This is a genomic window from Anaerobacillus sp. ABA4_114 (assembly GCF_056159065.1).
The window spans coordinates 929,226-955,861 of the sequence record NZ_JBSWUM010000001.1; the positions used below are offsets into that span (position 1 = coordinate 929,226).

The 26,636-nt window shown below is 43.2% G+C and carries 32 protein-coding genes; 20 read left to right on the forward strand and 12 right to left on the reverse strand.

What is annotated here, in order from left to right:
- The first annotated feature begins 11 nt into the window (after window positions 1–11).
- From ACXAEY_RS04550 to ACXAEY_RS04570, 5 genes are all read left to right on the forward strand, one after another.
- Window positions 12–731, forward strand: a complete 720-nt coding sequence (locus ACXAEY_RS04550; RefSeq protein ID WP_474810678.1) for a ThuA domain-containing protein — start codon at window positions 12–14, stop codon at window positions 729–731.
- Window positions 732–755: 24 nt separating this feature from the next.
- A complete protein-coding gene (locus tag ACXAEY_RS04555) occupies window positions 756–1,784 on the forward strand; it encodes a Gfo/Idh/MocA family protein (RefSeq protein WP_474810679.1) in 1,029 nt (342 codons plus the stop codon).
- Between the two features lie 4 nt (window positions 1,785–1,788).
- Window positions 1,789–2,826 (forward strand): Gfo/Idh/MocA family protein, encoded by a 1,038-nt coding sequence (locus tag ACXAEY_RS04560; RefSeq protein ID WP_474810680.1) that lies wholly within the window; start codon window positions 1,789–1,791, stop codon window positions 2,824–2,826.
- A 26-nt stretch (window positions 2,827–2,852) separates the two neighbouring features.
- Window positions 2,853–3,821 (forward strand): sugar phosphate isomerase/epimerase family protein, encoded by a 969-nt coding sequence (locus tag ACXAEY_RS04565; protein ID WP_474810681.1) that lies wholly within the window; start codon window positions 2,853–2,855, stop codon window positions 3,819–3,821.
- Window positions 3,822–4,269: 448 nt separating this feature from the next.
- On the forward strand, window positions 4,270–4,677 hold the full coding sequence (locus tag ACXAEY_RS04570; RefSeq protein ID WP_474810682.1) for a hypothetical protein: 408 nt from the start codon (window positions 4,270–4,272) through the stop codon (window positions 4,675–4,677).
- 50 nt (window positions 4,678–4,727) lie between these two features.
- Here ACXAEY_RS04570 and ACXAEY_RS04575 read toward each other — a convergent pair whose 3' ends face one another.
- The gene (locus ACXAEY_RS04575) at window positions 4,728–4,856 is read right to left on the reverse strand and encodes a hypothetical protein (protein WP_474810683.1); all 129 of its coding nucleotides are present in this window, start codon (window positions 4,854–4,856) and stop codon (window positions 4,728–4,730) included.
- 13 nt (window positions 4,857–4,869) lie between these two features.
- Window positions 4,870–5,877: an NAD(P)/FAD-dependent oxidoreductase gene (locus ACXAEY_RS04580; protein ID WP_270179859.1), complete on the reverse strand. Its 1,008-nt coding sequence runs from the start codon at window positions 5,875–5,877 to the stop codon at window positions 4,870–4,872.
- Window positions 5,878–6,247: 370 nt separating this feature from the next.
- On the opposite strand from ACXAEY_RS04580, the gene ACXAEY_RS04585 reads away from it, so the two are divergent.
- The 5 genes from ACXAEY_RS04585 (at window position 6,248) to ACXAEY_RS04605 (ending at window position 9,488) form a co-directional block, all read left to right on the forward strand.
- Window positions 6,248–7,450, forward strand: coding sequence for an NAD(P)/FAD-dependent oxidoreductase (locus ACXAEY_RS04585; RefSeq protein WP_270179858.1), 1,203 nt, complete (start codon window positions 6,248–6,250; stop codon window positions 7,448–7,450).
- Between the two features lie 166 nt (window positions 7,451–7,616).
- Window positions 7,617–8,087: an NUDIX hydrolase gene (locus ACXAEY_RS04590; protein ID WP_474810684.1), complete on the forward strand. Its 471-nt coding sequence runs from the start codon at window positions 7,617–7,619 to the stop codon at window positions 8,085–8,087.
- A 140-nt stretch (window positions 8,088–8,227) separates the two neighbouring features.
- On the forward strand, window positions 8,228–8,368 hold the full coding sequence (locus ACXAEY_RS04595; RefSeq protein WP_270179856.1) for a YuiA family protein: 141 nt from the start codon (window positions 8,228–8,230) through the stop codon (window positions 8,366–8,368).
- A 95-nt stretch (window positions 8,369–8,463) separates the two neighbouring features.
- Window positions 8,464–8,781: a YuiB family protein gene (locus tag ACXAEY_RS04600; protein ID WP_474810685.1), complete on the forward strand. Its 318-nt coding sequence runs from the start codon at window positions 8,464–8,466 to the stop codon at window positions 8,779–8,781.
- Window positions 8,782–8,882: 101 nt separating this feature from the next.
- The gene (locus tag ACXAEY_RS04605) at window positions 8,883–9,488 is read left to right on the forward strand and encodes a 3D domain-containing protein (RefSeq protein WP_442865094.1); all 606 of its coding nucleotides are present in this window, start codon (window positions 8,883–8,885) and stop codon (window positions 9,486–9,488) included.
- A gap of 37 nt (window positions 9,489–9,525) precedes the next feature.
- Here the strand turns inward: ACXAEY_RS04605 and ACXAEY_RS04610 are convergent, their stop codons facing one another.
- Together ACXAEY_RS04610 and ACXAEY_RS04615 are read right to left on the reverse strand one after the other, a co-directional pair.
- Entirely contained in the window at window positions 9,526–10,326 is an 801-nt protein-coding gene (locus ACXAEY_RS04610; RefSeq protein ID WP_474810686.1) for a cobalamin-binding protein, read from the reverse strand.
- A gap of 9 nt (window positions 10,327–10,335) precedes the next feature.
- Complete coding sequence (locus ACXAEY_RS04615; RefSeq protein ID WP_474810687.1) at window positions 10,336–10,821, reverse strand: divergent PAP2 family protein; 486 nt, start codon at window positions 10,819–10,821, stop codon at window positions 10,336–10,338.
- Between the two features lie 85 nt (window positions 10,822–10,906).
- Here ACXAEY_RS04615 and ACXAEY_RS04620 point away from each other — a divergent pair, with 85 nt between their 5' ends.
- From ACXAEY_RS04620 to ACXAEY_RS04630, 3 genes are all read left to right on the forward strand, one after another.
- A complete protein-coding gene (locus ACXAEY_RS04620; RefSeq protein ID WP_474810688.1) occupies window positions 10,907–11,284 on the forward strand; it encodes a DUF309 domain-containing protein in 378 nt (125 codons plus the stop codon).
- A gap of 81 nt (window positions 11,285–11,365) precedes the next feature.
- On the forward strand, window positions 11,366–12,685 hold the full coding sequence (locus ACXAEY_RS04625; protein ID WP_474810689.1) for a Na+/H+ antiporter family protein: 1,320 nt from the start codon (window positions 11,366–11,368) through the stop codon (window positions 12,683–12,685).
- Between the two features lie 82 nt (window positions 12,686–12,767).
- Window positions 12,768–13,364, forward strand: coding sequence for a sulfite oxidase-like oxidoreductase (locus ACXAEY_RS04630; RefSeq protein WP_474810690.1), 597 nt, complete (start codon window positions 12,768–12,770; stop codon window positions 13,362–13,364).
- A 26-nt stretch (window positions 13,365–13,390) separates the two neighbouring features.
- Here ACXAEY_RS04630 and ACXAEY_RS04635 read toward each other — a convergent pair whose 3' ends face one another.
- Both ACXAEY_RS04635 and ACXAEY_RS04640 read right to left on the reverse strand, forming a co-directional pair.
- On the reverse strand, window positions 13,391–14,782 hold the full coding sequence (locus ACXAEY_RS04635; RefSeq protein ID WP_474810691.1) for an N-acetylmuramoyl-L-alanine amidase: 1,392 nt from the start codon (window positions 14,780–14,782) through the stop codon (window positions 13,391–13,393).
- A 96-nt stretch (window positions 14,783–14,878) separates the two neighbouring features.
- Window positions 14,879–15,463 (reverse strand): YiiX/YebB-like N1pC/P60 family cysteine hydrolase, encoded by a 585-nt coding sequence (locus ACXAEY_RS04640; RefSeq protein ID WP_474810692.1) that lies wholly within the window; start codon window positions 15,461–15,463, stop codon window positions 14,879–14,881.
- A gap of 139 nt (window positions 15,464–15,602) precedes the next feature.
- Here ACXAEY_RS04640 and ACXAEY_RS04645 point away from each other — a divergent pair, with 139 nt between their 5' ends.
- Window positions 15,603–16,316: a hypothetical protein gene (locus ACXAEY_RS04645; RefSeq protein WP_474810693.1), complete on the forward strand. Its 714-nt coding sequence runs from the start codon at window positions 15,603–15,605 to the stop codon at window positions 16,314–16,316.
- Between the two features lie 179 nt (window positions 16,317–16,495).
- Window positions 16,496–16,636: a hypothetical protein gene (locus ACXAEY_RS04650; RefSeq protein ID WP_474810694.1), complete on the forward strand. Its 141-nt coding sequence runs from the start codon at window positions 16,496–16,498 to the stop codon at window positions 16,634–16,636.
- Window positions 16,637–16,668: 32 nt separating this feature from the next.
- Here ACXAEY_RS04650 and modB read toward each other — a convergent pair whose 3' ends face one another.
- Window positions 16,669–17,331, reverse strand: coding sequence for a molybdate ABC transporter permease subunit (gene modB, locus ACXAEY_RS04655; RefSeq protein WP_270179837.1), 663 nt, complete (start codon window positions 17,329–17,331; stop codon window positions 16,669–16,671).
- A gap of 5 nt (window positions 17,332–17,336) precedes the next feature.
- Window positions 17,337–18,080: a molybdate ABC transporter substrate-binding protein gene (modA, locus tag ACXAEY_RS04660; RefSeq protein ID WP_474810696.1), complete on the reverse strand. Its 744-nt coding sequence runs from the start codon at window positions 18,078–18,080 to the stop codon at window positions 17,337–17,339.
- Between the two features lie 417 nt (window positions 18,081–18,497).
- On the opposite strand from modA, the gene ACXAEY_RS04665 reads away from it, so the two are divergent.
- The gene (locus ACXAEY_RS04665; RefSeq protein WP_270179835.1) at window positions 18,498–18,827 is read left to right on the forward strand and encodes a hypothetical protein; all 330 of its coding nucleotides are present in this window, start codon (window positions 18,498–18,500) and stop codon (window positions 18,825–18,827) included.
- A 24-nt stretch (window positions 18,828–18,851) separates the two neighbouring features.
- On the opposite strand, the gene ACXAEY_RS04670 is transcribed toward ACXAEY_RS04665, so the two are convergent.
- Complete coding sequence (locus ACXAEY_RS04670; RefSeq protein ID WP_474810697.1) at window positions 18,852–19,679, reverse strand: alpha/beta fold hydrolase; 828 nt, start codon at window positions 19,677–19,679, stop codon at window positions 18,852–18,854.
- Between the two features lie 176 nt (window positions 19,680–19,855).
- Window positions 19,856–21,196, reverse strand: a complete 1,341-nt coding sequence (locus ACXAEY_RS04675) for a sodium-dependent transporter (protein WP_474810698.1) — start codon at window positions 21,194–21,196, stop codon at window positions 19,856–19,858.
- Window positions 21,197–21,496: 300 nt separating this feature from the next.
- Here ACXAEY_RS04675 and yugI point away from each other — a divergent pair, with 300 nt between their 5' ends.
- Complete coding sequence (gene yugI / locus ACXAEY_RS04680) at window positions 21,497–21,910, forward strand: S1 domain-containing post-transcriptional regulator GSP13 (protein WP_270179832.1); 414 nt, start codon at window positions 21,497–21,499, stop codon at window positions 21,908–21,910.
- A 41-nt stretch (window positions 21,911–21,951) separates the two neighbouring features.
- Here yugI and ACXAEY_RS04685 read toward each other — a convergent pair whose 3' ends face one another.
- A complete protein-coding gene (locus tag ACXAEY_RS04685) occupies window positions 21,952–22,182 on the reverse strand; it encodes a DUF378 domain-containing protein (protein ID WP_270179831.1) in 231 nt (76 codons plus the stop codon).
- Window positions 22,183–22,342: 160 nt separating this feature from the next.
- On the opposite strand from ACXAEY_RS04685, the gene ACXAEY_RS04690 reads away from it, so the two are divergent.
- The 3 genes from ACXAEY_RS04690 to ACXAEY_RS04700 all read left to right on the forward strand — a co-directional run bounded on the left by ACXAEY_RS04690 (window position 22,343) and on the right by ACXAEY_RS04700 (window position 25,613).
- The gene (locus ACXAEY_RS04690; RefSeq protein WP_474810699.1) at window positions 22,343–23,506 is read left to right on the forward strand and encodes an iron-containing alcohol dehydrogenase; all 1,164 of its coding nucleotides are present in this window, start codon (window positions 22,343–22,345) and stop codon (window positions 23,504–23,506) included.
- 222 nt (window positions 23,507–23,728) lie between these two features.
- Entirely contained in the window at window positions 23,729–25,096 is a 1,368-nt protein-coding gene (locus ACXAEY_RS04695) for a glucose-6-phosphate isomerase (RefSeq protein WP_474810700.1), read from the forward strand.
- A 106-nt stretch (window positions 25,097–25,202) separates the two neighbouring features.
- Complete coding sequence (locus ACXAEY_RS04700; protein ID WP_270179828.1) at window positions 25,203–25,613, forward strand: YugN-like family protein; 411 nt, start codon at window positions 25,203–25,205, stop codon at window positions 25,611–25,613.
- Here the strand turns inward: ACXAEY_RS04700 and ACXAEY_RS04705 are convergent.
- On the reverse strand, window positions 25,604–26,596 hold the full coding sequence (locus ACXAEY_RS04705) for a potassium channel family protein (protein ID WP_474810701.1): 993 nt from the start codon (window positions 26,594–26,596) through the stop codon (window positions 25,604–25,606). The genes ACXAEY_RS04700 and ACXAEY_RS04705 overlap by 10 nt on opposite strands.
- Between the last annotated feature and the right edge of the window lie 40 nt (window positions 26,597–26,636).

Consider the following 26,636-nt stretch of genomic DNA (forward strand, 5'->3'; position numbering starts at 1 on the left):
AAGTGGAAGAGATGCTTAATGTAACAGTATGGAACGAAAATCGTCATGAGCAACAAAACGAGGAAGTAAGAAGCGTATATCCGAACGGGATTCACGGTGCGATCTCTGACTTTCTAAAAGGCGACAATCGCGTTCGGACTGCAACGCTCGATGAGCCGGAACATGGATTATCTGAAGAGGTTCTAAACGAAACAGACGTTTTACTCTGGTGGGGACATATCGCACATGAGGAAGTATCAGATGAAGTCGTTGAGCGAATTCACAATCGTGTGCTAGATGGGATGGGGTTAATCGTGCTCCACTCTGCACACTTCTCAAAAATATTTAAGAAGCTGATGGGCACAGGTTGTGATTTAAAGTGGCGTGAAGCAGATGAAAAAGAACGGATTTGGGTAGTCGATCCTTCTCATCCAATCGCTGAAGGGATCGGTGAGAAGATCGAGTTAGAGAAAGAAGAGATGTATGGAGAGCACTTTGATATTCCAGCACCTGACGAGCTTGTTTTTCTAAGCTGGTTCGAAGGCGGCGAAGTATTTAGAAGTGGCTGTACATATAAGCGTGGACAAGGGAAGATCTTTTACTTTAGACCTGGACATGAAACATATCCAACGTATTATAACGAGGAAATACAGCGCGTGATTCAAAATGCGGTGGCATGGGCAACTCCTACGAAACGTTCGAAACCAGTCTATGGAAATGCAAAGCCGCTCGAAACCATTTCAGCAAAATAAGAGGGAGATCGAGGAGGAGAAACCATGAAAACATTAAAAATTGGTGTTATTGGGTGTGGAAGTATTGCGAAGCATCGTCATTTACCAGAATACGCAGCGAACAAGAACGTTCAGATCGTTGCGGTGTGTGACATCGTTAAATCTAGAGCTGATGAAATCGCTTCTCTATATGGTGCGACATCATATGAGAATGTTGAAGATGTTTTACAAATTGAAGAAATCGACGCAATCAGTGTTTGTACGCCAAACTATTTACATGCCCCGATTTCCATTGCTGCGCTAAAAGCAGGGAAGCATGTTCTTTGCGAAAAACCGATGGCGACATCGAAAGAAGACGCTGAGCTCATGATCGAGACGGCACGTGAACACGGAAAGCAGCTTATGATCGCTCATAACCAGCGATTCGTCCCGTCTCATGCAAAAGCGAAGGAGTTACTAGCAAGCGGTGAACTCGGCAAGGTGTATAGTTTCAGAACAGCATTTGGACATCCAGGACCTGAGGGATGGAGCGTTGACGGTAAGGAAAGCTGGTTCTTCGAAAAAGAAAAAGCATTTATTGGAGCAATGGGAGATCTAGGTGTTCATAAAACAGATCTTATTCGCTATGTGCTAGGCGAAGAAATCGTAGAGGTAGGCTCGTTTGTCGAAACGAGTGCAAAGGATTTTGCGACGGTCGATGATAACGCAGTTTGTATCTTAAAGTCTGAAAGCGGAGTTGTCGGTACGCTTGCTGCGAGCTGGGCGTACACAGCGAGTGAAGATAATTCCACGATCATCTATGCAGAAAAGGCGATTCTTCGTTTAGAAGATGATCCAGTTAACTCACTCGTCGTTCAGTACCAAACAGGTGAAGTTGTAAAATACGAGCTCGGCGGTATCCAGACGAACGAGAGTGGTGGACAAACAAGTTCACAGGTTATCGATCGCTTTGTTGATAGCATCGTTTCAGATAAGGAAAGCCCAGTAAGCGGAGATGAAGGGATGAAATCACTTCAAGTCGTACTAGCAGCACTCGAATCAAACGAAACAAAGAAAATCATTAACCTGAGGTGATCACGTGAGTAAATTACGAATGGGGATCATAGGATCTGGCGGAATTGCTCAAGGTCGCCATATTCCAGCATACCAACAACTCTCTGAACAAGTAGAGTTGTTTGGTGTGTATGATGTTAACACTGAAAGAGCAAAAGAAGTTTCACTTTTATTCAACATACCGAATGTCTATGAAGAAGTTGCTGAAATGCTGAAAGAAGTGGATGCGGTAACGATTTGTACACCGAATAAATTTCATGCGGACCTTGCGATACAAGCGCTGCAGGCAGGCGTACACGTATTATGTGAAAAGCCGATGGCGATGACCGTCGAAGAATGTGATCGAATGATCGAAGCAGAAAAAGCGTCAGGAAAAGTGCTTTCGATCGGTTATCACTATCGCTTTATGAAAGAGCCGCGCGCCGCTCGTCAAGTGATCGTCGAAAGAGAAATCGGTGATCCGATGGTAGCGAGAGTACAAGCCCTTCGCCGCCGAAAAGTACCTGGCTGGGGAGTGTTCACAAACAAGCAGCTTCAAGGTGGAGGAAGCTTGATCGACTACGGCTGTCACTTCCTTGATCTCAGCATGTGGCTAATGGGCAACCCGAAGCCTGTCGAGGTGACAGGCACTACGTACAACCGATTAAGTAAAACTCCTGAGCAAGTGAACCTGTGGGGCTTATTCGACCATGAAACGTTCAATGTTGATGATCACGTCACGGCTTATATCAAATTCGATAACAACATTTCTCTCTTGTTCGAAACGTCCTGGTCCGCGAACATTGCGGAGGATAAAGAGACCGTCAGCATTTCAGGAAGTGAGGGAGGACTCGATGTTTTTCCTTTCGAACTGAACAAAGCGAAGTACGGCATGCTTCTGAACAGTAGCAGCCAGTGGGTGCCAGGTGAGGACGATCCAGGCTTACCTCAAGCGGCAAACTTTGTGAATAGCTGTCTTGGATTAGAAGAGCCGATCGTGAAAGCGGAAGAAGCAAGAGCCGTTTCACAAGTGATCGAAGCCATTTATGAAAGCTGTGAAACAGGGAGAAGCGTTCGTCTATAAATTATTTTAAAAATAGGAGTGAGACGATGAAACTCGGCGTATTTACTGTTCTTTTTTCTGATAAATCATTTGAAGAGATGCTTGACCACGCCAAAGCCTCTGGACTAAAAGCGGTTGAAATCGGCACGGGTGGTTATCCAGGCAATGCCCATTGTAACCTTGATGAACTGCTAGAGAGCGAAGAAAAACGTGCTGAATACTTAGAGAAGGTAGAAGAGAGAGGGCTTGAAATCAGTGCGTTCAGCTGCCATGGAAACCCGATCTCTCCTGATAAGGCGTTCGCTGAGGAGTGTCATGAAACATTCGTCAAAACAGTGAAGCTCGCTTCATTGATGAATGTCCCAGTCGTTAACACATTCTCCGGTACACCGGGTGATCATGAAGACGCGAAGTTCCCCAATTGGCCAGTTACACCTTGGCCAGCGGAATATTCAGATGTATTGACATGGCAGTGGGAAGAGAAGCTCGTTCCATATTGGAAAGAGTGGGGTCAATTTGCGAAGGATCATAACGTTAAAATCGGATTAGAGCTACACGGTGGCTTTCTCGTCCACACGCCTTACACGATGCTGAAGCTTCGTGAGCTTACGTGTGACGCAGTCGGAGCAAACCTCGACCCAAGTCATATGTGGTGGCAGGGCATCGATCCTGTTGCAGCGATTAAAATCCTTGGTAAAGAAAATGCCATTCACCATTTCCATGCAAAAGATACTTACATCGACCAAGATAATGTAAACATGCATGGCTTAACGGACATGCAGCCTTATGGTGAAGTGAAGACCCGGGCATGGACGTTCCGCTCGGTAGGCTGTGGCCACAGCAACCGCGAGTGGTCGAACATGATGAGTGCACTTCGCACCTATGGGTATGATCATGTCGTTAGTATCGAACATGAAGACCCGCTCATGTCGATCGAAGAAGGTTTCCAACGAGCTGTGAGAAACTTGCAATCTGTTTTGATCGAAGAACAGCCTACTGAGATGTGGTGGGCTTAAGTTACAGTATAATGCCCCCGATTCCATTGGCGATGGAATCGGGGGTTTACTTGTTGGTGGGGGAGGATTGTGCTGGTTTGATGGTACAGGGTGGGAAGGAGGAGGTTCGTTCGCTGATATAACTGAAGAATCGCTGATAAAAGTTGGGGTTTGGCTGATATAGTTGGATTTGCGCTGATAAAAGAGGGGTTACCGCTGATATTATTCAAATTTCGCTGATATATGGGGCGGGAGGTGTACTAGGCCGAGCTGGTTTAGCTAAAAAAATTGATTTTTGGACAATAAATCATGATTTTGGCTAATAAATCTCTATTTTAGCTAATAAAAAGGAAAAGTGGACAATAAACAGTGAACCGCACCCCAGCAGTCACAGCAGAAAATTCAGTTTCGCGGATAAAATCTAAATTTCGCGGATATCCCATTAGAAATCGCGGATATCACCCTCATTTTGGCTTCAATCCAACCTAAAATCACGCAAAACCCACTCGCTGCGCTTTCAATTCCAAGTGAAATCCCTACAAGACTCCTCCAACCACGTCCAGCGAACAAACAGCCACAATATAAGGTAAATCCTGGGCACTATGTAAACTTTTACGCATATCTCCCTATCTCTCAGGATGATAAACTTAATGTATTATGTAATGAATTTGGGGGGATCATGTTGTTCTTGTTAAAGATACGTGAGGAGAATTCAGGTCATTTAGAAACACAAAGTATCGATATTCGCTATCGTGCAAATGTGGAGTTTAAGAGACGCACGTTAGATTATTCAAACCGACCTGGTCGTTATGAAATATCGTTACATCATGAGTCAGGTGAATCGATCTTTTCTACAAAAGTAGGGCTTGGCTGGTAAAACATTATACATATTGAAACCCCGTGCCATCGCACGGGGTTTTCGTATGTTTAATGAGAAGAGTGGAAAAGGTGGTTTCGAACAGATTTCCAGTCTGGTTTAGGTGTATGTTTCAAGCTTTGGAACAAGGAGTAGCCGAGACCTGCGGCCATTACGATGATAAAGAGTAGTTTGACCATCAAAATGCCTCCTTTATTTTTTCTTATCGAACAAGCTCGTACTGTGCATCGGCTGTACTTTGGCATCCGGATCCATATACGATTTTGCGTTATTTACAGCTGTAGGTGCTTCGCCAAATCCAGAAGCGATAAGTTTTACCTTACCTTCGTATGTAGCGACGTCACCAGCGGCGTAAATTCCTGGGATGTTCGTTTCCATCTTAGAGTTTACAACGATGGAGTTCTTCTCGATATCGAGTCCCCATTCCTTAATAGGGCCAAGTGAAGAAATGAAGCCATAGTTCACGATGACAGCATCAACGTCTTTTGTGATCGCTTCGTCTTCTTTAGCATGTTTCAGAACAACTTGATTGATACGCTCGCCATCGCCGATAAATTCGCTGATGTTGTATGGCGTTTGAATGTTAACAGAAGAGTTCATCAACTGTTCAACACTATGCTCATGTGCTCTAAACTTGTCTCGACGGTGAATGAGCGTCACTTCTTCTGCAATCGGCTCGAGCATGTTCGCCCAGTCGACTGCTGAATCTCCGCCGCCTGCCACTAGCACTTTTTGTCCAGCAAATTTCGTTAAGTCGTTCACGAAGTAGTGAAGGTTTTTTCCTTCATATTGATCTGCGCCTTCAACCTTCAGGCGGCGAGGCTGGAACGCACCAACGCCTGCTGTAATGATAGCGGCACGCGTGTAGTGCTCTGCTCCAGTATTCGAGCGAAGGTAGAGTGTGCCATCTTCCATCTGCTTCACTTCTTCAACAGATTCCTCAAGCACAACATCTGGATTGAATTGGTCAGCTTGTTCGATCAAGTTATCAACGAGATCTTGAGCCAACACTTTCGGAAAGCCAGCGACATCGTATATATATTTTTCAGGATAGAGAGCCGATAGCTGCCCTCCAAGCTGAGGCATACTTTCTATTATCTTAACGTCTAGCTGACGCATTCCACCGTAAAAGGCAGTGAATAGTCCAACTGGACCGCCACCAATTATTGTAATATCATAAACCTTTTGTTGGTCAGTCATTGTCAGTCCCCCTCATAAATTAATGAACCTTTCATTATTATAATCGTAATAAAAACGGAACTAAACCCCAATCATGAAAACACCCCTAGAAGTTTTATTATAAGGGTTGAAAAACAAAATAAAAAAGAATATGATTAAAATTGAGCGTCAGAATTGAAGTATTTATGACAATATGCGTGCTAGAACAGCATTTTTTTCGATCTAGAACGTGAAATCTTTAACAATCTCTCTGATTCTTTTCTATTAAAATTTGAACATTGAGGGATAATATCCATAATCATAACGTTTATTGACGTTTCACGAATGGTCAGAACAGGAATCCAACCTGTAATGTCCAAAAAATTTCGGTAAAAAGGTGGATGTGATACAAGTGAGTAGGCCAAAAATCGCAATCCTAGGTGCAGGTTACGGTGGAATGATGACAGCGGTTCGCCTTCAAAAGGAAATGGGAACCAATGAAGTGGAAGTTACGCTTGTAAACAAGCATGACTATCACTACCAAACAACATGGCTTCATGAACCAGCAGCGGGAACAATGCATCATGACAAAACACGTATCATGATCGAAGATGTGATCGATACGAACAAAATCAAATTTGTACAAGACACTGTTGTAGAAGTTAAGCCAGATGAGAAGCGCGTTATTCTCGAAAACGGCGAGCTTGAATACGACTATCTCGTCCTTTCTCTTGGATTTGAACCAGCAACATTCGGTATCAAAGGCTTGAAAGAAAATGCGTTTAGCATCCGTAGCGTTAACTCCGTTCGTAAGATTCGTGAGCACATCGAATATCAGTTCGCTAGCTACAACAATGAACCTGAACGTCGTGACGACCTTCTAACAATCATCGTCGGCGGAGCTGGATTTACAGGAATCGAATTCGTTGGTGAACTAGCAGAGCGCGTTCCTGAACTTTGTAAAGAGTTCGATATCGACCGCGATCGTGTAAGAATCATTAACGTTGAAGCTTCTCCAACAGTACTTCCTGGCTTCGATGAAGAACTAGTAGAATACGCCATGAACCTTCTTGAGCGTAAAGGCGTTGAGTTCCGTACGAACACAATGATTAAAGAAGTGATGGAAGACGGCGTTATTCTTGGTGAAGATGAAGAAGTGAAAGCAGCAACTGTCGTATGGACAGGTGGTGTTCAAGGTAACTCCATCGTAGCGGACTCTGGTTTCGAAACAAACCGTGGCCGTGTACCTGTTCGTAAAGATCAGCGTACGCCAGACTACGATAACGTATTTGTTGTTGGTGACTGTGCACTTATTATCAACGAAGAAATCGACCGCCCATTCCCACCAACTGCTCAGATTGCGATTCAAGCTGCTGGTGCAGTATCCAAGAACATCCTTAACCTTGTAAGAGGGAAAGAAACAGAAGGATTTGTACCTGATATCAAAGGTACAGTTGCTTCTCTTGGTAAAGGCGAAGCGATCGGTAAAGTCGGTAACAAGAAGCTATACGGTTCAACGGCTTCAGCTATGAAAAAGGTAATCGATAACCGTTATCTATTCATGCTTGGCGGACCAGGGCTTGTATGGAAAAAAGGTAAGCTTAAGTTATTCTAAAAACGAATCGGCTAAGAGGGCAAAGACGCGAAGTCTTTGCCTTCTTTTTTAACAAGACATAAGGAAAAGCAAAGGCTTTGGAAGCTTTGCTTTTCTATAATAAGGATAGGGGCTATGGTAAAGCTTATGAGCGATTCATACAGATTATACCGGGGGGAATGGTCACTTGAGTAAGAGAGGAAACGTATGGTTAGGCGCAGCTGGCATTGTTGAAGAGAACGGAAAGTATCTGGTCGTAAAAAAGATGTATGGTGGCTTAAAAGGAAAATGGTCGTTTCCAGCTGGATTTGTTGATGCAGGTGAAACGGTCGATGAAGCGGCTGTTCGTGAGGTTTTCGAAGAAACAGGGGTCATCGCTGAACCGATTAGTATCGCCGGAATCCGATCAGGTGTGATCAAAAACGAAATTAGCGATAATCTAGTTGTCTTTAATATGAAGAAGTCTGGCGGTGAAGTAAAAGCGGAAGAAGGGGAAATTGAAGAAGCTTGTTTCTTGTCTAAAGAAGAACTTTTACATGATCCGAGAACGTCTTCCATGATTCCTTATTTCTTAAACAGAAAAGAAGGGTTTAAGACGGAATCGAACCCAGGGAATCAGTTTGGCTACACCACTTATAAGTTATTTCATAATCCGTAAAAACTGTTAGATTACAGACGGAATATTCTGATAATAAAGGTTGTATTCGCTTACATGGACGTATTTGGTCATATTTGAGGTTTTTCTTTTTCAATCATTCTTGTTATATTATCAGAAAATTAAGAAAAGGAGTGGTTGATTTGAGAAGACAGCAAAGAAAAGTAAAGGCAACAGATTGTCCTTACTGCCAGGGGAAGGGGTATTTTCAACTACTTCTTGGAGGATCGGAAACATGCGATAACTGTGGAGGTAGTGGAGCAAAGCAAAATCCAACAAACTAAGCGCCAATCGCGCTTAGTTTTTTTGTTCACGCTGTGTTCATTGACTAAAAGGGCGCAATCCAGTAAACTAACATTGATTAAATGGAGGTGAAAGGATGGCAATTCCACAGCTAATCATCTCGATGCTGCTCTTTATCGTATTGTTTTTTGGAATCGGATTCTTGCTCAATATGCTGTTGCGTTCAACGTGGATCATGGCAGTCGCATATCCGATTATCGTAATCATGATCGTTGATAATGTTCCGTTTTTTAATTATTTTTCTCAACCAGGCATGTCATTGCGAGCGCTTGGATCTGACTTGATATCTTTAGGGAGTGCAGATACAGTTATATTACTTTCTGGCTTAGTAGGAGCAATCTTTGCGGGTGTCGCAATTCGTATGCTCCGTGTCAGAGGATATCAAATGTTCTAGAAAAGCTTCGCCAGCCACTGGCAGAAGCTTTTTTTCGTATGGGTTTCTGAATAGCTTTGCTTTTCTCTGGACATGAATAGACCATGAGAGGAGTGAAGCAAGTGCGAGTTTTGATCGTGATGACAAAGGGCTTGTTTTTCACAAGTCTAGTTTTAGCAGCCCTTATCTCAACATATTTACTACTTTCCGGGGTACCGTTGAACGATTTGACCAACTGGTTCTTTCCGGATCAAAAAGTACTTACAACAGAAGAAAAGCCGCAAACGCTTGATAATTCACAGGATTGGTCACAGTTTCCTGTTCATACCGTAACAGCAACTGGATATACAGCAGGTGTAGAATCTACTGGAAAGAAACCAGATCATCCTGCATACGGGATTACGTATTCTGGTGTTAAAGTGACGAGAGATCTCTACTCCACGATCGCAGCAGACCCAGATACATTTCCAATCGGAACGATCTTGTTCATACCAGGCTATGGATATGGTGTTGTGGCAGATACGGGAAGTGCGATAACTGGAAACCGAATCGACCTTTATTACGATACCGTTCAGGATGTATACGATGAGTGGGGGAAGAAGACGATCGAAGTGTATGTTATCAAAAAAGGGGACGGTTCACTTACGGAAGAAGTGCTGCAGTCTTTGAATGAAGATGAATCGATGCAGGTATTCAGACAACAGTTATTGAATAAAACAAGTGATTAAAAACGACGGAGATCATGATCTCCGTCGTTTGTGCTATCTATGAAAGGAATGGGTCTTTTCCGTCGTAAGCAGGATAGTGATCAGGATGTAGAATGGAGGCAAGTTTTACTAACCCTGTAAGTAACCGTGGTGATGGCCGACAATAAAGCCACTCTTCAAGGATGTGGATCGGCGTTTCACCGAGCTCATCCCAACCTTCCCGCTTTTTGACTACGACTGGGTTGACCTTCTTCTGGTGTACGCCTACCCAGGCGAGACAGATGTGGTCTGGCTTCCGACGAAGTACATCTTCCCAATCCGTTTGTACGGATGCGAGCTCTACGTCTCTGAAACTGTTTCTTGCACCAGCTAGTTCGCTGATTTCAGTCAGCCAATTTGTTTTCCCAGGCGTGAAGATCGGTTTTGGCCACCATTCCCAGTAGATTTCTGGCTTATGTTCGATCGAGGCACTGATTTCTTTATATTCTTCGATCATGTGCTCTATCCGTTCTGTAAGTGCAACAGCTTCTTCTCGTTTATTCGTTAATTCTCCGAGCGTTACGAGATCGTTGCAAATATCGTCTAACGAGTTGGGGTTCAGGACAGTGTAATTCAAGTTTAACGCTTCGAGCGCTTCAATATTTTTCTCCATTCCCGGTACGCTTAAGGAAGCGAGAATGAGATCTGGCTCTAACGCTTGAACTTTTTCCATATCGATCGAAAGGTCAGGACCAAGCCTAGGAAGTTCTTGAATCGATTCTGGCCAATCGGAGAAATCATCAACACCAACAAGTTGAGAAGTTAAGTCAAGGTACGCACAGAGTTCTGTATTGCTTGGGCATATTGAAACGATTCGCATAGGTCCTCCTTATGAGCCGATTTTGAATAAGTAATAAAGAATGATTGTTGCCACGATACCTAGAAGTCCGCCGACCAATACTTCGATCGGTTTATGACCAAGAAGTTCTTTCAGTTCTTCTACTTTCTCGCCCTCTTGTTTCTGAGGCCAGCTTTTGGCTTCTTCAATGAATTTGTTGAAGTCGATTACGAGCTGATTGAGCACGATCGCTTGCTCTCCGGTTTGTCTTCTAACACCAGTCGAGTCGAACATTACGATGATACTAAACATCGCAGCGACGGCAAACACTGGAGAATCAAGTCCGGTTTCAAATGCTACACCTGTAGCGAGAGCTGTTGTTGCCGCCGAGTGAGAGCTTGGCATACCTCCCGTTGAATTCATCAACGACCAATCGATTTGTTTTGTTGCAATAAAATAGATCGGTACTTTTAAGAACTGAGCGAAAAAAACACCGAATAGTGCAGCCCAAAGTGGGAAATTAAATAGGATCTCCATTGGTGAAACATCTTCCTTTCTCATCTTACGTATGATTTACCCGAAGTCATTTCAACTCAATCACATGTAAGGGGGTGACCTCAAGGTGAAGTACCCGTATCCACAAGAGTTTTATGATTTTCTTGTGGCGTTCAATGAACAAGAGTTTTATGTATGTCACGATCTCTTAGAAGAAATCTGGTTAACAGATCGATCGAACACATTTGTGAAAGGCTTATTGCACCTATCAGTAGCTCATTACCACGATAGCTATGGAAATAGTAAAGGAACAAGGTTGATGATGCAATCTGCTAAGGATTACCTTACTCCCTATAAGCCTTTCCACTGGGACATCGATGTTTCTAACATCATCGCTCACATTGAAAATTGTCAGTCTATTATACCACATTCCGAGGCACGCTCAGTTGAAAAAGTTGATCAACAATCCTTGTTGCCCTACTTACTTATCGAGCAAGTAAATTGAGTTTGACACACATCCTCTTTCGTGTTAACTTATTAGTGATTTACCAAACTAAAGTAAAAGTTATGAAAGGTTGTTACATCAATGAACGCTGTTATTATAGCCGTACTCATCATGCTAGGGCTTAGCCTTTTTCGTATACATGTTGTTGTCGCTCTCGTTATCGGTGCAATCGTAGGTGGCCTGTTAGGCGGTATGTCACTCGATGACACGGTTGCTGCATTCACCTCTGGGCTCGGGGGAGGAGCAACAGTTGCCTTGAGCTATGCATTACTAGGGAGCTTTGCAGTAGGATTATCGAGAACGGGATTACCGGAACTCATGGTTGAGAAGGCTTTGAAAGTCGTCAACCGACAAGGTGGAGATCGAAGGAAGGGACTTGCAAAAGTACTTATCTTGTTCATTATCTTATTGATTTCTTGTTTCTCTCAAAACCTTGTACCCGTGCATATCGCATTTATTCCAATTTTAATTCCACCGATTTTACAGGTGCTGAATGAACTAGGCGTTGACCGAAGAGCTGTAGCCTCTGTTCTTACGTTCGGATTGACTGCGCCTTATATTTTACTACCAGCTGGATTCGGGAAGATCTTCCAAGGAATCCTTCAGTCTAATATGGCTGATAGTGGCATGGACATCGAACTCTCTTCTATTCCAACCGCTATGCTGCTACCGACTGCTGGGCTTGTAGTGGGACTATTCATCGCTGTGTTTATTACGTATCGCAAGTCTAGAACGTATAAGCAGCTATCGATCTCGCAAGAACCACAAAAGGAACGTACGTATTCAAAACGCTCCATTACGTTCGCTCTACTCTCGGTTGTTGTCACACTAGCAGTTCAACTTCCGACTGAGTCGATGATCCTCGGTGCGCTTGCTGGTATCATCGTCTTATATGTGACAGGAAGCATCCGTTTGAACGAATCAGAAGAAGTGTTAACAGACGGAATGAAGATGATGGCATTCATCGGATTCGTGATGCTAGCTGCGAATGGATTTGCTGAAGTACTAAGACAAACAGGCGAAGTGGACCAGCTCGTCACGCAGGTGTCTGGCGTTATCGGTGATAACAAAGCTCTTGCTGCACTATTGATGCTGATCGTCGGATTGTTCATCACGATGGGAATCGGCTCATCATTCTCTACGATTCCAATCATCGCTGCGATCTATGTGCCGCTCGCCATGGAATTAGGATTCAGTGCGATGGCAACCATCGCACTCGTAGGAACAGCAGCAGCGCTAGGAGACGCTGGATCGCCAGCATCAGATAGTACGCTCGGACCAACATCCGGACTAAATGCGGATGGTCAGCACAATCACATCTGGGACACGGTCGTTCCAACGTTTCTACACTACAATATTCCGCTTATCCTATTCGGATGGATTGCGGTCATGATCTTTTAACGTGCAAACACAGGGGAGGAATTCCCTGTGTTTTTGTTATGATAGAAATAGTTGAAAATGCTGAGGATAGGGAGGGTGAAAAATGTACTTTGGGAAGGAAAAAGAGCAGAACGAAGGTCGAGTACCGCCGAATCAGAAGGTAACGTCAGGGTGGCCCGTTCTTCACGTTGGAAATGTTCCTTACTACAACGATGACTTATCGAACTGGAGTTTAGAAATCAAAGGGTTAGTCGAACGACCGACTGTGCTATCGTTCGAAGAGGTGCTCAAGCTTCAGGGAGTGGAAAAACAGAATGATATCCACTGTGTAACAGGATGGTCGAAGTTTGATAATCGCTGGACAGGCGTTTCGACACGTGTACTAGCAGAACACGTGGGTCTGAAAGAAGAAGCGAAGTTCGTCATGCTCATTGCAGAAGAAGGGTGGACGACGAACCTTCCGATCGAGGACTTTTTGCATGAAACGAGTTTACTGGCACATTCGCATAACGGTGAGCGGCTGACGCCTGAGCATGGGTATCCTCTGCGTGCATTGATTCCACATCTCTACTTCTGGAAAAGCGCGAAGTGGATCAGAGGCATCCGATTTCAATCTGAGAATGAGCAAGGATTTTGGGAGCGGAATGGCTATCATATGTATGGTGATCCGTGGAAAGAACAGCGTTTTGCGTGGGACTAAAAAAACGTTCGGATCAAACCGAACGTTTAGATGATGATATCTTTGAGAACCTTATTCAGTTTCTCGATCGCCGTCTCCATGTCTGTGATAGACGATTGAACCATTTTCTTGTATAGCGTTAGGATCATTTCACCATAAGTGGTGCCTGGCACCGCCCATTTCCCATTCAATGCTTGCCACGTTGTAGCAGATCCTCGTTGTACTAATGAGAAGCGAGGGTCTACTAGTTTTTCGCCAGCTGGAATCGGATCTTTTGAGCTGTATGCATAAAGGTGTTGGATGTGTGCGAGTACGCCGTCGGAAGGTGTATCGAACGAAGCTCCTTTTGCTCCTCCACCTGTAGCGCCTATCCCTGCATAGTTGTTTTGTTCTGGCGTCACATCTCCTGTGAAGCGGAAGAAGTTCGTTTCATGTAGAGCTTGAGCGAATGCGATATCTCCTCGAATGCCATAGCGTTTACTGTGTACGAGATAATATGCGGCGAGTAATGGGGCTTCTGGGTTTACCGACCTAGCATAATTGTTCATATGTGCTGCAGCTAGATCGCTGTTACCAGCGATCGGATACCCTTTGTCAGGTTCTGGCTCGGGAGGCTCTGGCGGGGGCGGTGGTTCGACTGTACCTTCTGTATAGATGAACGATTCGATCCCGATCGTCTTCAATTTCGCAACGAGATCTTCTGCATTCGATTTCTCAGAAAAGGCACCGACTTGAACGCGGAAGTAAGTGGTTCCCATGATAACGAGTGATGTGATGAATGAATCGAAACCTTTGGTAGCTAAGAATGCTGCTCTTTCTTCAGCATTTTCTCTTTCTGTGAATGATCCGGCAATGACTTTGTAGAGCGTTCCTGAAGGTGGCGGCGTCTTTTTGGGTAGGTTCAATGCCTTAGCAGTACCTTCTGCAATCGCTGTAGACACATCTTTTATAAAAATTGAATTGTTTAATAGGTTCAGGTCTGTGTCATTGTCTACAAACAAGACTTCAAGTAACAGGGCATTCATTTTTGTTTCGCGTAACACATGGAAGTTCGCGCGTTTCTTTCCTCTGTTCGGGATTTTATATTTATTGAGAATAGTAGAAGCGATGGTATCATGAATAACATTCTGGATTCGAACGGTTTCCGCAGGGACGGTTCTGTTGTAGATGAAGCTTTCAAAACCTCGTCCTCCAGCTGCGTTGTTGTGAATACTAAGATAAAAATCAGCATTCCTTGCATTCGCAAAATCAGTTCTCTGTTTTAGCGAAACCGTTTGATCCGCTGTTCTCGTTAAGATGATATCTACTTCATATCTTGATTCGAGCGTAGCTTTGACGAGTAGAGCGATCGATAGGTTATACGTTTTCTCAAAAAACCCCTTATACGTTGCACCTGAGTCAGACCCCCCATGTCCAGGGTCTATGATGATTCGTTTCAACCTAATCCCTCCATTAACTGTGCATTAATAATAGTATATTATTTCCAATTTTATGCGATTGGACGAAGTGTACAAGTTAGAAGAGAAATAGGCACATTAAAAACGTATTCGATAGAGAGGCTGAACGTCTGGTGCTTGAGCGATATGCTTAGGGTAAATAAATCCACGTCCATCATCAGGAAAAATAAGACCAGCCTGCTTGTAGCACTCATGGATAAACTCTGAACAAATATAGCGATCATTAGGAATCGAGCGTAAGTCGCCCATCACGACACTTGCGAGTATCTTCAGTATTTCTTCATGATCGTAACGTTTCCCTGATAAGTCCGCTCCCCGTTTCAGCATCGCTTCCGTCTTTTGATTCGTTAAATGCTTTACACCACTATGTCTCGCGAGATAGAGATCTCCCTTGTATGGTGCGCCAGTATTTTTATAGTCTTGTATATAGTGAGAAAGAGGGATGATGCGTACACCGTAACTTTCCACGCTTTCCATCATCATGACGCGATCCATCCATCTGAATAATAGTCCCACATGACTAAAGCGAGAGTTCGAAACTTTTTTTATGATATTACTTACTGGATAACTTCCGCTACATAGTAGAAGATCTGCAGTTATGATCTCTACGCGCGCATCATCATATTTCTTTACTGGTGCGTGCTCAAAACGGTCTGTTGTCATGAACGAAACCCTCCTTCTTAGGTCCATTACTAAGTAGTTGGATAATTTTTCTTGTATCCCTCTTTTTCATGTGAAAATTCAATAAAACAGTTGTCTACGATCGATGCTCACACTATAGTTAAGGGAGGAGGAGAATGATATGGACGTTTTGAAAATCATCGTAATACTTGCCTTTCTGTTTATGACAATCAATATTATTAAGCCGTTCATCGGTTCAGTTACGAGGAAACGAGCTGCGTTATATGCAGGCTTTTGGGTCATTCTTTATTTGCTCGTTTGGGGAGTCCCTGGATTTATGGATTCATCTGAAGAAGTCTCAGGTAAAAAGGATGGAGACGTCGAGCAAGAAGTCCCTAAGCATGAAGAAGAAGTACCTGCTGAGGAAAAAGCAGAAGAAGCGAAGCTCGAAGAAGAGGTCGATTTTGATATCGATTCGATCGAACAAATCATTGATGTTCCAGGTTTACTCGGGCTATCTCGAGAAGAATTTACGAACAAATTAGATAAAGAACTTGAAAACAATACAGAAGACGCAATGGTCATGACGTTTGAAAATGGAGAAGTAACGTTTGAAGAGAATATCGCAAAAGAGATAACGTACTATCCAGAAGGGCTGCAATACCCAGAAGATAATCGCATGTTACTCGCAAGCCTCGGGTTCGATATTAAAGAGTTGAAAAAAGGCTCGAATCCCTTCGAAGACCCTGTGACGTTTTATTTGATCGGCGGGTTCTCAGATGTAACGATTTCCGCTGTGGAAGATGAGGGAACAGAAGGGGCGATCGAGAAGATCTATATCAAGAAAGAAATCTATCCAACACCTGTCCCTGATGAAGAGGGCGAAGAAAACTAAGTTTTTATTTGGAATCATAAAAGTTTTATAGTTTAGAAATTGGCGTTCCTAAAAAAAGGAACGTCTTTTTATTTAGGACGATCTTAAATTGGAAGTAAAAAGTTGAGTGTAAAAAAGAGGGGATTTGTAAAAGATATGGAAGATTAACGTGTACTGATAAAACGCAAGGAGGCGATTGAATGAACGACAAACCGATCCATTATGATGGTAGCTCTGTTCTTCCCTCTAATACGTCCGGCGGCGAAATCAAGCCACCATTCAAACTTACAGATGATACAAGAAAAGTGATCAGCGGTAATCCATTTCACAAGCAGAAATAAGTAAAAAAGGTAACGGGTGCCCGTCACCTTTTTTATGTCCTCGCGCTTACGCGGTAGCTAAGTAACAGCATCACCATCGAGATCAGAATTGTAATCGCGACCCATGACCATGCTAATCCCATTTTTCCAGAATCGATGGCCACGTAGATCGCTGTCGGCATCGTCTGAGTTTTACCAGGCAGGTTACCTGCGAACATCAGTGTTGCCCCAAATTCTCCTAAAGCCCTAGCGAAGCTAAGAATGACCCCTGATAGCAGTGCGTTCAATGAGAGCGGAAGAGAAATGTACCATAGCACCTTCCATTTCCCACCTCCGTCAACCCTTGCAGCATCCTCTAAATTCGAATCGATGGCTTCAAAACCAATTCGTGCCGTTTGATACATGAGTGGAAACGCCACGACACTTGAGGCTAGAACGCCAGCTTGCCAGGTAAAGACGAGCGGATGGTGAAAGATCGCCTCAATCCATCTGCCAACGGGACTGCTTGCTCCAAATCCAATTAACAGAAGAAACCCAACAACTGACGGAGGCAGGACGAGGGGAAGCATAAGTAGTGTATCGACTATACTTTTTCCACGAAACGTTCGGTTCGCCATAAAACGGCTCACGGCTACGCCAAGAATCGTGACGATGATCGTTGAGACAGTCGCGATTTTTAATGAGATAAGGATAGGATCGATAAAAGAAGAGGGCACGTGAATCACTCGTTTCGTTTAAATCCATAGTCTTCAAATATTTGCATCGCTTGCTCACTTTTTAAATAGGTGAAGAATGCTTGAGCAGCTTTCGGTGCACCTTTCACAACACCGGCAGGAAACGTGATCGGTGGAACGTGTTCTTGCGGTACTTCAGAAACAATCTTAACATCCTTTGAAACCTTGTGGTCGCTACTATAGACGATTCCTGCTTCGGCATTGCCTGTTTCGATATATGTAAGAACTTGTCTAACATCTTTTCCGTAAACTAGTTTTTCCTCTAGGTCGTTCCAAATCCCCATCGATGTGAAGGCTTCTTTTGCATATGCACCTGCAGGGACCGTTTCAGGTGTCCCAATCGCGATTCTCTTCGTTTCTGAAGAGAAAAGGTCATCCCATTTTGTAATCGGTGAAGTCTTTTTAGAAATAAGAACTAAAGAGTTGCTTAAAAGTTCTGTTCGATAGGAAGAGTCAATGTCATCTTCAACCGCATTGAAATGTTCGCTTGAGGCAGAAACAAACACATCGATTGGCGCTTCTTGTTTGATCTGATTCGCTAATACCCCTGAAGAAGCAACGTGTAGGGAGATATCAATGTCATTTGTCTTCTCATATGTTTCGATCACTTCTTCCATCGCATCACTTAAACTGGAAGCAGCAGCGATCGTAATCGTTTCTTCTGAATTCTGATTCGATTGACACCCGGCGAGAATAAGGAAAGTAATCGCTAGTAAAATACGGAACGTCATATGTCAAAATCCCCTCAATTAATCTTTCATTTATTATAGCGAAAAAATCTTTTGTTTGTGTTATATCATTTTTCAATGGAAGATGGTAGATTTATGTCTTGGAGAGATAAATCTACCATCTTTGAGGTGATGGGGGAAATGGATGAGTTTAGCAATTTTATTTCGTCATTTCCTTGGAAATATTGACGAATTATATAAGAAAATACCGAATAGCTAGTGCTTAATTGTAAGATAACTACTAAAATGGAAATAAGAACAATTCGATGGTTTAACGCATGTTATGTTTCTAATTCTACCTCTAGCTCCTACATATTTCATGATAAAATAGATGAATGTAGACAAAGAAGGCAGGATGAACGACGGTTAAATCGAATTAGTTTATATGACTCAGCTTCCGAATACGAGAGAGGGAATAGAATGAAACAAAAACGCATGTTTAGACTGGCACTAGCTGGTAGTGTTTTGAGTGTCATCGCAGCAGTGCTTTCCAGATTCGATATTATACCTCTATTTCACTTACAAGATCTTTCATCTATAATCGCGTTTCTTTTTCCTATTGTGGCGATCAGCGGTTGCTATCTCGTGAGGTCACGTCCGATCGTCGGGGGATTCTGTTTGCTAGTTTCAGCAGTAGGAGGCATTATCTTTTTATCCGTCTTTTATATTATACCTGCTGCGTTTTTAATCACTTCAGGATTTTTGAGTATCCTTCTTAAAGACGAAACACAATTAGTTACAGACAAGTAACCGCTCCAACTTATGGAGCGGTATTTATTTTGCCAAAAACGATCGGATGGCATCTGCGGTCTTCTCAGGATGCTCTTCTGATATGAGATGGCCTGTATGTGGAAAAACGAGTAGTTCAGCATCAGGTAAATCCTTTTTCATTCGTTCACCTACACGCAAAGGGACGAGGCGATCATCTTCACCCCAAATGAGCAGGATTGGAAAATTGATCTTATTAAGCGTACTCGTAGACAGGTCTTCTTCACGTTCTCGAACCAATTTGGCAAGGGCATTGTAAAATCCTTTTTCACTAAAACTCGTTGTATACCCATCGATCACCTCTTGCGTGAGGAGCTTATGGTCATAGACAAGGTGTTGAAAGTTCTTTTGGATGTTGATCGAACTCATGCCGATACTGAGGCAAAAAGGGAAAAAAGGGAGATACGAGCACAGTCTCAGTGGCAGCGATGACGATTTAATGTAGCTTGAGCTGCAGAGAAGAATAAGCTTTTTAACCCGTTCTGGGTGTTGGATGCATGTACGAAGTGCGATTTGCCCACCCATGGAATGACCGATCAAAATGGCTTTCTCGATGTTGAACCTTTCCAACAAGTCATTTGCAAGGCTCGCGTATTCATGAAGCGAGTAGTGGATCGAACTGATTTTCTCGCTTTCACCGAACCCGGGTAAATCAAAGCAGAGAAGGTTGAAATCCGTATAGAGGAGAGGAAAGAGTTTTCGAAAGCTAAATGAACATGAAAGAAAGCCGTGGATGAACACGAGCGTGTCTGCATCTGGCTTATTCGCGCGATAATACTCATACGAAATCGTCACATTTTGTATATCGATCGTTTCTTTAGACTGTACGAACATGTTCCCTCGTCCTCCCTCCTATATATACTCTGTATCATAAGTTTGGCTTAAAAGAGAGCTGATTATGAGCAAAAAAAAGACGAAGCATACGCTTCGTCATCAATAAGGGGGAATATAGATAGCTTAATAATACTGTTATAGCCATTTACTCCGTCTTTTATACATGATTTCGTAAATTAATATGAAAGTAGTGATGTAATCAGTACGATCGTGATCGCAGCTGGGACAAAATAGCGAATCAGTACGTACCAGATCGGGAAAATGGTTTTTCCGATTTTTGAGCTCATCATCACTTCATTCGCGAGGATGTCTTTTTTCATCTTCCACGATACGAAGATGGAGATGAATAATGCGCCGATCGGCATCAGCAAGTTACTCGCAAGAAAATCCATCACATCGAATATCCCTCTTCCCAAAAGAGAGACTTCCGCAAATACCCCAAACGAAAGGGCAGAAGGTATTCCAAGAAGGAAGATGAAGAACCCAGAGATCCAAGCTGCTTTTTTCCGATTTCCTTGTCGTTTTGTGATAGTCGAAACGATGATCTCGAGCAGAGAGAACGCCGAGGTTAACGTTGCGAACAAAAGCAGTGCCATGAACGTACCTAGGAAAAGGTTTCCGAACGCCATCTGATTAAAGACGGCTGGTAGTACGGTGAAGATCAGTCCAGGTCCACTCGAAGGTTCGAAGCCAAATGAAAATACGGCTGGGAAAATCGCGAGACCTGCAAGAAACGAAATAAAAATGTTCAAGCCTACAACGGAGAAGACTGATCCTGTAATATTCGCGTTCTTATCGAGATAAGAACTGTATGTTACCATAAGGGAAATTCCGACACTCAGTGCAAAGAATGACTGGCCAAGTGCATCGAGCACGCCTTCAGCAGTCAGTTTTGAGAAATCTGGTTGAAGGAAGAAAGCCACACCTTCTATCGCGTTCTCAAGTGTAAGAGATCGAACAACAAGTACAATAAAAAGGATAAAAAGTGCTGGCATCATGTACTTACTCGCTGCTTCGATTCCTCTCTTGATGCCAAATTGAACAACAGAAATCGTAATGGCTAGAAACGCCGCTTGAGACAACAGAGCGGTTGTTGGATTTCCGATAATGGATTCAAATAGAGAACCATACACGTCATTTTCGAGGCCAGTTAGTGACCCTGAGAAACTTCTTAGTAAGTATGTTAAAACCCAACCGCCGATAACGCTATAAAACGAAAGAATGATAAATGAAGCTACAACTCCAAGGTATCCGAGTGCTTTCCACTTTGGATTTCCTGAAATGTCTTCGTAAGACGCTACCGCATCTTTCTGTGAATGTCTTCCTACTACAAATTCTGCAAGGAGCATAGGCGCTCCAACTAAGAATGTGAAAAGTAAGAAAATAAGGAAGAAAGCTCCTCCGCCATTCGTACCTGCCATGTAAGGGAACTTCCATAGCGCACCGAGCCCGATTGCTGATCCTGCAGATGCTAGGATGAACCCGAAGCGGGAAGACCATTGCTCGTTCGTACTCATATTGTCACCTCTATTGTAATAAGTCGCATTTACACACTATAGCCAACAGTTCATCCAGCGTCAATATCAAAAAATTCTGTTATGATTTACCACTTCGCAGTAAAGCAGGTATGACTGGATTTATAGCGGATATTCTTGTTAAAATAGTTTTGAAAAAAGTTTGAGAAACGCCATATTCTCTCTCTTGATATTCCCTATTATGAACGGTATGATTCTAGTGAGTACAAATCGTGTCTTTTGTTTTAGAAGGAAATCTGTGTTATACTAGTTAAGTTGAAAAAATTTGTTAGGAGTGTTTTCATGGCAGAACAATATAACGTCGGTGATATCGTAGAAGGGAAGGTAACAGGTATTAAGCCTTTTGGTGCTTTCGTAGCAATCGATGACCAAAAGCAAGGTCTTGTTCACATCTCTGAAATTTCTCACGGCTACGTAAAAGAAATCGAAGAACATCTTTCAGTAGGAGACGAAGTTAAAGTTAAAGTTCTTAACATAGAAGAAGATTCTGGTAAGATCTCTCTTTCTATCCGTGCTACTCAGCCGAAACCTGAAAGACAAGAAAAGAAACCTCGTCCAGCTAGCGGCGGTAACAAGAAGCAACAGCAACAAGCTTCTTCTCCACAAGGTTTCAACACGCTTGAAGACAAGCTTAAAGACTGGTTGAAAGAGTCTAACGACCGTCAAGCGCAACTTAACAAGCGTCTTAAGAAGTAATGATTAACGAAGAAGGCAGCCAACATGGCTGCCTTCTTTTTTTAGGTTGTGGAACGATCAGGTTCTCTTGATAGTTCTTCTGTTGGCTTGAATAAGAGTGTTAAGCAATAAAGACCACTAAGTCCTACAAGACCATACACGATTCGAGCCAGTGCCGTGTTCTGCCCTCCGAAGATGGCTGCCACAAGATCGAACTGGAAGAAACCGATCAGCCCCCAGTTGATCGCTCCAATAATAACAAGTGCAAGAGTAAATCGTTGTAGAGTACTCATGAGTATACCTCCTTTAGTTCTACATAGGTGTTCTTGTATAAGATAACTCCAATTTGAAATGTTATACCTTTCACAAAAAATATTGCCAAACAGATTTCTTTATTTTAGTACAGAGTTAAGGCATAATAAGACGTGATTTAGCTTGAAAGGAGAGAAAGCATTGAATAACTTTACTTTTCAAAACCCAACAAAACTAATCTTCGGAAAAGGGCAACTAGAGGCCCTGAAGACAGAAATACCGCAATATGGTAAGCGTGTCTTAGTCGTTTACGGCGGAGGAAGCATTAAGAAGAACGGTATTTACGATAACGTGATGAATATATTGAACGAGCTTGGCGCAGAGGTTTCTGAGCTAAGCGGTGTAGAACCGAACCCGCGTCTTACAACGGTACACAAAGGTGTCGAGATCTGTAAGAACGAAGGCATCGATTTCATTCTTGCTGTTGGTGGCGGTAGTGTGATCGACTGCACAAAAGCAATCGCTGCTGGTGCAAAATACGATGGCGATGTGTGGGACTTCGTAACGAAGAAAGCTGCTCCTGAAGCTGCACTTCCGTTCGGAACGGTTCTAACACTTGCAGCAACTGGATCTGAAATGAACCCAGGTTCTGTTATCACAAATTGGGAAACGAATGAGAAGTACGGCTGGGGTCACCCACTCGTTCATCCTCAATTCTCAATCTTAGATCCAGAGCATACGTACTCTGTACCAACAGACCAAACGGTTTACGGTATGGTGGATATGATGTCTCACGTACTTGAGCAATATCTTCATTCCGAAACGGACACAGAGCTACAAGAAAACATGCAATTTTCTGTACTGAACACGATTAAAGATGCAGCACCTAAGCTACTTGAAGATCCAAAGAACTACGATCTTCGCGCAACAATTATGCTAAGTGGTACAGTTGCTCTTAATCAGTCTTTACAAATGGGTGTTCGCGGTGACTGGGCTGCTCACAATATCGAGCATGCTGTTTCAGCTGTATACGATATTCCACATGCGGGTGGTCTCGCAATCCTATTCCCTAACCTCATGAAACATGACCTTGAAGTGAACGTAGAAAAATTCAAGCGTCTTGCAGTTAACGTGCTAAACGTTAGTGAAGAAGGTAAAACAGATCGCGACATCGCTCTTGAAGGAATCGATAAGCTAAGCGAATTCTGGACAAGCCTTGGTGCACCAAACAGACTAGCTGACTACGACATCGATGACAGCAAGCTAGATTTAATCGCAGATCGCGCGATGGCAAATGGTGCTTTCGGTAACTTTAAATCACTTGAGCGTGATGATGTTATCGCGATTCTAAAAGCTTCACTATAAAAAATGTGGAAAGGCCGTTCGATCAGAACGGTCTTTTCGTTTGGAAAAGCAGCTTGTAATATTTTTCGCAAGTGGCTAATTTTAGCAAGTTATTCGTCATTTAAAAGAAAATTTCAAAGCGTAATCGCTTACATGGGTCAGTCTTCTTGATTTAAAATTCTTCTTTCGATAAAGTGAAGATGAACATCTATAACGAACAAAATTCGATATTGGAGGCTAACCATGACTTCAAAAGTAAGTTTTGATTATTCAAAAGCATTGTCGTTTGTCGGCGAACATGAAGTAACATACATGGCGGATGCAGTAAAAGCTGCGCATGAAGCACTACATAACCAAACAGGAGCTGGAAATGACTTTCTAGGCTGGCTCACACTTCCTCATGACTATGACAAAGAGGAATTCTCTCGCATCGAAAAATCTGCAGAGAAAATCAAATCAGATTCTGACGTTCTTCTCGTTGTAGGAATCGGTGGCTCATACCTCGGTGCTCGTGCTGCAATCGAGATGTTGAACCACTCTTTCTATAACACGCTAGCAAAAGAAGAGCGCAAAACACCTCAAGTTTTCTTCGTAGGAAACAACATTAGCTCGACGTATGTCAAAGATCTCTTCAGTCTTCTTGAAGGAAAAGACGTTTCTGTTAACGTGATTTCTAAGTCAGGTACTACGACTGAGCCTGCGATCGCATTCCGTATCTTCAGAAAGTTCCTTGAAGAGAAGTATGGCGTTGAAGAAGCAAGAAGACGCATCTATGCGACTACGGATAAAGCGAAAGGTGCACTAAAAACACTTGCAGACGAAGAAGGCTATGAAAGCTTCGTTATTGCTGATGACGTTGGTGGACGTTACTCTGTCCTAACAGCTGTTGGACTTCTTCCGATCGCAGTAAGCGGCATTTCGATTCAAGACATGATGAAAGGTGCACAAGACGCTGCAGATGATCTTAACACACCTGATCTTGCGTCAAACGAAGCGTATCAGTATGCGGCGGTTCGTAACGCGCTTTACAACAAAGGCATCAACATCGAGCTTCTCGTGAACTATGAGCCATCTCTTCACTACTTTGCTGAGTGGTGGAAGCAGCTCTTCGGTGAAAGTGAAGGAAAAGACAACAAAGGGCTATTCCCAGCATCCGTTGATTTCTCAACTGACCTTCACTCAATGGGTCAATACGTTCAAGACGGACGTCGCAGCCTATTCGAAACGGTTCTTAACGTGGAGAAAGCACGTCACGAGATCACGATCGAAGAAGATGACAAGAACCTTGATAAGCTGAACTACCTTGCTGGTGAAACGATGGACTACGTGAACCAGAAGGCGTTCGAAGGAACGTTGCTTGCACATACAGATGGTGGCGTACCGAACTTAATCGTCAACATCCCTGAGCTTACTCCTTATCACTTCGGTTACCTTGCATTCTTCTTCGAGAAAGCATGTGCGATATCCGGTTACCTTCTAGGCGTGAATCCATTCGATCAGCCAGGAGTAGAAGCGTACAAGAAGAACATGTTCGCTCTTCTAGGGAAGCCAGGATTCGAAAAAGAAAAAGCTGAGCTTGAAGATCGTTTAAACTCGATGGGAAATAAATAATTAGCGAAGAGAGTGCCGAGGCACTCTCTTTTGTTTTATCATCACATGAATTTCTCTTTGTTTGGATACGATAAACGTAGACCACTTATACAGGGAGGAAGAGACCATGATTGAGATGGACTCCGTACTTGAAGGAAAAACGATTGAACTCAGCATTATGGAAGATAAATTACGACAGCTCGGCTATAGCTACGGTGGTGGCTGGGAGTATGACCACGGTTATTTTGATTATAAAATCGATGATGAAGACGGGTACTTGTATCTCCGTGTTCCAATCAGAGCTGTGAAGAAAGAGCTTGGTGTGGATGGCGCGATCGTCCAGATCGGTCAGCCGTTCATGCTTCACCATATGTATCAGGCTGGTGTTGACCCGGGCGGAAACATTGGAAACATCACCGCTTCGTTCAATCAGTTTCAGGAACCTGTCGATAAGGACGCTGAAATTGACGAGAAGTGGATGAAATATGGCGAACGCTATGTGAAGCAGCTCGAGGCTGCGCTTATGCCTTATGTGTGAATCACAAACAGGCGATCTTCCTTATCGATCGTCGTAGAAGGAGTGGGGTTCATCATCAATTCAGAGCCCCTTTTTACTCCAATGAGTAAAATATCCTCTTCGTTCATCCGCTGTGCTGCATCACAAAACGATTCTCCTACATATCCCTCTGCATTAAGAAACCCAAGCTGATTCGGCTTTAAGTGATCCAGCATCTCGAGGAGCGTTGTTGAAATACCATGAGAATAGACGCTATTGATCATCACTGTACTAAGTAGGTGCGCACTCTCAATAATTTCATCAGCCCCAGCTCGCTTTGCATTGGCCATTTGTTCAGGTGATAGAATCTCAACGATCGTATACACATCAGGATTGATTCCTTTTACAGTAAGAAGCGTCAACATCGTCTGCATATCGACTTCAAGCTCACTCTTGTATTGATCGGCTGTAATGAGTACCGTCTTCGCTTCTTTTAAATTCGCTTTTTTGAACGTCGTATCTTCTCCAGGATGTCCTCTTACGAAATGTACGCCTTCTGCTTGCAGCGGATTTTCATGAAGTGAAAAATCGATCAACACAATTGACCGTTCTGGCTGATGCTTGAGCATATGATTGATCGTATGATTGCTTCTTGAATTCCAACCGACCACAATCAAATGGTTGCTCTTTTCATAACTCCGTTCCCCTCTACTCAATGCACTTTGCGAAAGAACAAAGCTTGACGCAAGCTTCGCCATATAAAACGTCATAAATCCCGCCCCAAACATAATAAAGAACATAGCAACAATTTTACCTAACCTGCTTTCAGGTGAAACGTCCCCATACCCGATCGTCGAAGCCGTCACGATTGCCCACCAGATTCCTTCAAAGATATTCGGAAAAATCTCCGGCTCGATCAAATGCATGATAAAACCCATGAAGCATAAAATGAAGACAATAAGAAATCCTAACTGTAATATAAGTGGATAGCGCGATATATAATTAATAACATCTCGAAAATTCAAGTAGAACGTCTCCCTTCTCATCCCCATTATGTCCACTTAT

Bases quoted from the DNA above. Each gene is read 5' to 3' on its own strand.
- ACXAEY_RS04630 (WP_474810690.1), top strand. From the start codon at position 12,768: ATGTACTTTGGGAAGGAAAAAGAGCAGAACGAAGGTCGAGTACCGCCG.
- ACXAEY_RS04625 (WP_474810689.1), top strand. From the start codon at position 11,366: ATGAACGCTGTTATTATAGCCGTACTCATCATGCTAGGGCTTAGCCTT.
- ACXAEY_RS04600 (WP_474810685.1), top strand. From the start codon at position 8,464: ATGGCAATTCCACAGCTAATCATCTCGATGCTGCTCTTTATCGTATTG.
- ACXAEY_RS04665 (WP_270179835.1), top strand. From the start codon at position 18,498: ATGAAACAAAAACGCATGTTTAGACTGGCACTAGCTGGTAGTGTTTTG.
- ACXAEY_RS04575 (WP_474810683.1), bottom strand. From the start codon at position 4,856: ATGGTCAAACTACTCTTTATCATCGTAATGGCCGCAGGTCTCGGCTAC.
- ACXAEY_RS04555 (WP_474810679.1), top strand. From the start codon at position 756: ATGAAAACATTAAAAATTGGTGTTATTGGGTGTGGAAGTATTGCGAAG.
- ACXAEY_RS04645 (WP_474810693.1), top strand. From the start codon at position 15,603: ATGGACGTTTTGAAAATCATCGTAATACTTGCCTTTCTGTTTATGACA.
- ACXAEY_RS04700 (WP_270179828.1), top strand. From the start codon at position 25,203: ATGATTGAGATGGACTCCGTACTTGAAGGAAAAACGATTGAACTCAGC.
- yugI (WP_270179832.1), top strand. From the start codon at position 21,497: ATGGCAGAACAATATAACGTCGGTGATATCGTAGAAGGGAAGGTAACA.
- ACXAEY_RS04675 (WP_474810698.1), bottom strand. From the start codon at position 21,196: ATGAGTACGAACGAGCAATGGTCTTCCCGCTTCGGGTTCATCCTAGCA.
- ACXAEY_RS04565 (WP_474810681.1), top strand. From the start codon at position 2,853: ATGAAACTCGGCGTATTTACTGTTCTTTTTTCTGATAAATCATTTGAA.
- ACXAEY_RS04650 (WP_474810694.1), top strand. From the start codon at position 16,496: ATGAACGACAAACCGATCCATTATGATGGTAGCTCTGTTCTTCCCTCT.
- modA (WP_474810696.1), bottom strand. From the start codon at position 18,080: ATGACGTTCCGTATTTTACTAGCGATTACTTTCCTTATTCTCGCCGGG.
- ACXAEY_RS04550 (WP_474810678.1), top strand. From the start codon at position 12: ATGCTTAATGTAACAGTATGGAACGAAAATCGTCATGAGCAACAAAAC.
- ACXAEY_RS04670 (WP_474810697.1), bottom strand. From the start codon at position 19,679: ATGTTCGTACAGTCTAAAGAAACGATCGATATACAAAATGTGACGATT.
- ACXAEY_RS04695 (WP_474810700.1), top strand. From the start codon at position 23,729: ATGACTTCAAAAGTAAGTTTTGATTATTCAAAAGCATTGTCGTTTGTC.
- ACXAEY_RS04640 (WP_474810692.1), bottom strand. From the start codon at position 15,463: ATGACAACAGACCGTTTTGAGCACGCACCAGTAAAGAAATATGATGAT.
- ACXAEY_RS04615 (WP_474810687.1), bottom strand. From the start codon at position 10,821: ATGGAGATCCTATTTAATTTCCCACTTTGGGCTGCACTATTCGGTGTT.
- ACXAEY_RS04580 (WP_270179859.1), bottom strand. From the start codon at position 5,877: ATGACTGACCAACAAAAGGTTTATGATATTACAATAATTGGTGGCGGT.
- ACXAEY_RS04610 (WP_474810686.1), bottom strand. From the start codon at position 10,326: ATGCGAATCGTTTCAATATGCCCAAGCAATACAGAACTCTGTGCGTAC.
- ACXAEY_RS04685 (WP_270179831.1), bottom strand. From the start codon at position 22,182: ATGAGTACTCTACAACGATTTACTCTTGCACTTGTTATTATTGGAGCG.